This window comes from Rhizobium sp. P1_E1, assembly GCF_056406015.1.
The window spans coordinates 1-3,594 of sequence record NZ_JBFUAY010000337.1 but is presented as its reverse complement, the minus strand read 5'-3'; the positions used below and the strand labels follow the sequence as shown (position 1 = coordinate 3,594).

Here is a 3,594-nt window from a genome sequence, read left to right as displayed (position 1 = left end):
GCTCGCGGCCGCGAAGGCCGAGATGGGTGTTGATGACCAGCAGTTTTCTGTCGCCGACCAGTATTTCGACGGATAAGGCGCCCCGCTGTTCGCCGATGGACGGCAGCGGGCCGGCCTTGACCGCGCCTGTCGGCAGCGAGGTGATGATCGCATCGCCATACTGCTCCTCGGCAATCGACAGGGCCGGATGGAAATGCGCCTGCATCTTCAGAAGCGAGGCGATCGCGTGGGCCTGGTCGACGCCGCCGGTCCTGCGCCTGAGGACATCGACCTCCTGAAGCGCGACGATATCGGCCTCAGCTTCAGCGATGACGGAAGCGATGCGGCCGGGATCGAGCTTCCGGTCACTGCCGATGCAACTGTGGACGTTATAGGTCAGGAGTCTGATTGATTTATCCGGCATAGGCCCGCTGAAAGCTCGTTCCCCCGGGGAACATAGAACTTGTTCCCCGGGGGAACACGGAACTCGTTTGATCGTTCCAGATGATCGAGCCGTGGCGCTCGCATCTCGGAAATGGACAATCGATGAGCTTGAAAAGCATAATCTGGAATGGACTGCTCGTTGCCGCCCTTTGTCTCGCGGTCTATCTCCTCTGTCGGATCTTCGAGCAGTATAGTCTGGGAGAGATCGTCCAATCGGTCCGCAGCATACCTCTTTCGACCTTTTGCACAGCACTGCTCTTCGCGGCGGCATCCTATCTGTGCCTCGGCTGTTTCGATCTCCTGGCGATCCGTTCGCTCGGCAAATCCTTGCCCTATTCCAGGATTGCGCTGGCGTCCTTCATCAGCCTCTCGCTCGGCCACAATATCGGCTTTGCCGGGCTGAGCAGCGGCGCCTTCCGTTATCGTTTCTATTCGCGCTGGGGACTGACAGCGGAGGACGTGGCGAAGATCATCCTGTTTTGCGGTGTCACCGTGGGGCTCGGGCTGATCACGCTGGGTGGTCTTGCGATGATCGTCAATCCCGGCGATGCCGGACGCCTGCTGCGCATCGATCCTGCAAGCGTCCGCATCTTCGGTGCGCTGGCGCTGGTCGTGCCGGTCGTCTATTCGGGCCTGGCGTTCTTCATCCGCGGCACGTTGCGGCTGTGGCGCTGGTCATTTCAGCTGCCGCGATTTTCGATCGCGGTCGCGCAGGTCGGGGTCGGGACGGTCAACTTCATGCTCGTGTCCGCCTGTCTGCACCAGATGCTCTCTGCCTTCGGCGACGTCGCCTTCTTCAGGTCGGTGACGGCTTACGTCCTCGCCAATTCGGCTATTCTCGCAACGCATGTTCCAGGCGGTCTGGGCGTCCTCGAGGCAACCGTCTCCTATGCCGTGCCGAAGGAGGCCTCGATCGGCGCGCTGATTGCGTTTCGCTGTGCCTATTTCTTCATTCCGCTGGTGTTCGGCACAACGCTTCTCGTCATCAGCKAGGTGATCTTCCGCTGGAGATCACGCGGGGCGGATGAGGAGGCGGACGAGCGCGCCGAGGCCCAGTCGGTCTAGAGGGGCGAAGGGTCGAACCGGGTCGAAGAGCGCGGTGCCTGAAATCGGCGAAATGCTGCCCGGCAGCTCGACGGTGAATTCCCGCAAGCCCCGAGGGCCATCATTGAGCGCGTCGACCGCCTCGATCAACGAGCCGCTTTGCATAAAGGCTGCGGCAAAGCTTTCCGGGGTGGTTCCGAGATATTCCGAAAGCAGGCGATTGCGCAGATCCGCGATCGCGCGGCGATGCTCGTTGTTGCCGGCCTCGAACAGCATGTCGCATTCGCAATCCAGTCCTTCCGAGCGATTGTTGAGGTTGGAGGAGCCGATGCGGACCAGCTCGTCATCGGCGATCATCAGTTTGGAATGGACGAGCACCTCGACCTCGCCATTCTCTCCAGGCGGGACTGGCTCGGGTACGATTGGCCCGGGCACGACGGCATAATAGACGCGCAGGCGGTCCGCACGATCGGCGCGTTTCAGGCGGCGGATGACCCGGTCGCGATTGCCGCCCATGACAAGCTTTTCGATCAGCCCGTGAGAGCTGCGCGTGCAGATGATGACGACTTCAGGCCCGTCTTCCTCCTGCAGTCGCGCGGCAATGGCGTCGGCGACGCGGAAGGAGGCGAGATATTGCGCCTCGATGTAAAGCTGCCGCCGAACCCGGGCGATGACGTCCAATGTCATGGCGATGCCGTCGCTGATGCCGGGGCGAAGTGCGGTCGACGGCTCCGTCAGCGCGAAGCTGACCGCGATCTCCCTCATCGAAACGGCGAGATCCTCCGGCCAGGCGAAAGGGACGTCTTCGGCCAACGACAGGTGGTTTTCGCCGGTAGCGTTTTCCCAGCGCTGCCTGACGATATCGCCGATCAGCCTTGCGGCGTCGCCGGTGACCATTGCCTGAACGTCATGCAGCGGATCGTAGGAAACGCCCTTGGGGTCACGTCGCAATTTATCCTTGGCGCGGTGGAGCCAGGTGTCCCACCGGCGCGACGTCAGGTCTATGCCGCCGATGAAGGCGACGGCATCGTCGATACAGACGAGTTTCTGATGGTGACAACCGCGCAATGTTGGCTGAGGCTCGAAGCGTAAATCGATCCGCCCATTTCTGGGAAAGTTTTTCTTCCGCAGCACCCGCAGGGACTTGTCAGAATAGACGGGGCCGAGCGCCCAGATGAGGATGCGTATTTCGAGCTCCGGATTTACCGCTGCCAGGGCATGCAACAGGTCGGCCAGCGTTTCGTCGGACTTCTCGGGTTCCAACCGGATGTTCGGATTGAAATCCCACCCGACGATCCAGATGGTGCGCCGCGCCTGCCGCAACGTGCGCGCCAGCTCGGCGAAATAGCTGTTGCCGTTGATCAGGAAGGCCGCCTTGGCAGCACTCCCTTTCAGGCGCAAGGCGCTGCCCTCCTGTTCTTGGCGGTCGCCCGGCCGTTGTGATTTTGTCTGGGGTAAGCTCGGGTTATTGAAGATGGTTTCGAATGTCGTCATGATTGCCTCGGCCTCTAACTGGAGCACAAACGCCCGGAATTTGCCTGGGTTCCCCGATGGCGTCGGACGACGGCCGCCTGCGATGCAGAATGCAAGGAAACGAGATGTCACAACGAGCAGGCAGCGCCGATCTTCCCCTTCACGGGGGACGCGTGCCGCATTGGCTGGGCGACCGGATGACGCGGTTGGGAACACTGATCACCGAGGCGATCGTCCATCACTACGGCCGCGACGAATTCCTGCGCAGGCTCGCGCATCCCTTCTGGTTCCAGTCCTTCGGCGCGGTCATGGGCATGGACTGGCATTCTTCCGGTATCACGACCAGCGTTCTCGGCGCGCTGAAGCGCGGGCTGAAGCCCCGCGCCGGCGAGCTCGGCCTGCATGTCTGCGGTGGTCGTGGCGCGCATTCTCGCAAGACGCCGCAGGAGCTCGTCTCGATCGGCGAGCGTGTCGGCCTTGACGGGGAGGGGCTCGCGACCACGAGCCGTCTCATCGCCAAGGTCGACAGCGCCGCCCTTCAGGACGGGTTCGACCTCTATCTGCACGGGTTCATCGTCGCCGATGACGGCCATTGGGTGGTTGTTCAGCAAGGCATGAACGGCGACAAGCGTCAGGCCCGGCGGTATCACTGGC

Annotated in this window: 4 protein-coding genes; 2 read left to right on the top strand and 2 right to left on the bottom strand. The window is 62.1% G+C overall.

The window, feature by feature from the left end; genetic code table 11:
- Positions 1-403: endonuclease/exonuclease/phosphatase family protein (locus AC1D1Z_RS35205; RefSeq protein WP_477853406.1), on the bottom strand; the 403-nt coding region annotated here is incomplete at its 3' end.
- 122 nt (positions 404-525) lie between these two features.
- Here AC1D1Z_RS35205 and AC1D1Z_RS35200 point away from each other — a divergent pair.
- Entirely contained in the window at positions 526-1,488 is a 963-nt protein-coding gene (locus AC1D1Z_RS35200) for a lysylphosphatidylglycerol synthase domain-containing protein (RefSeq protein ID WP_477853404.1), read from the top strand.
- On the opposite strand, the gene AC1D1Z_RS35195 is transcribed toward AC1D1Z_RS35200, so the two are convergent.
- Positions 1,435-2,961: a phospholipase D-like domain-containing protein gene (locus AC1D1Z_RS35195; protein WP_018245866.1), complete on the bottom strand. Its 1,527-nt coding sequence runs from the start codon at positions 2,959-2,961 to the stop codon at positions 1,435-1,437. The genes AC1D1Z_RS35200 and AC1D1Z_RS35195 overlap by 54 nt on opposite strands.
- A gap of 104 nt (positions 2,962-3,065) precedes the next feature.
- On the opposite strand from AC1D1Z_RS35195, the gene AC1D1Z_RS35190 reads away from it, so the two are divergent.
- Positions 3,066-3,594 (top strand): DUF763 domain-containing protein (locus AC1D1Z_RS35190; RefSeq protein ID WP_477853402.1); only part of this gene is annotated, 529 nt, incomplete at its 3' end.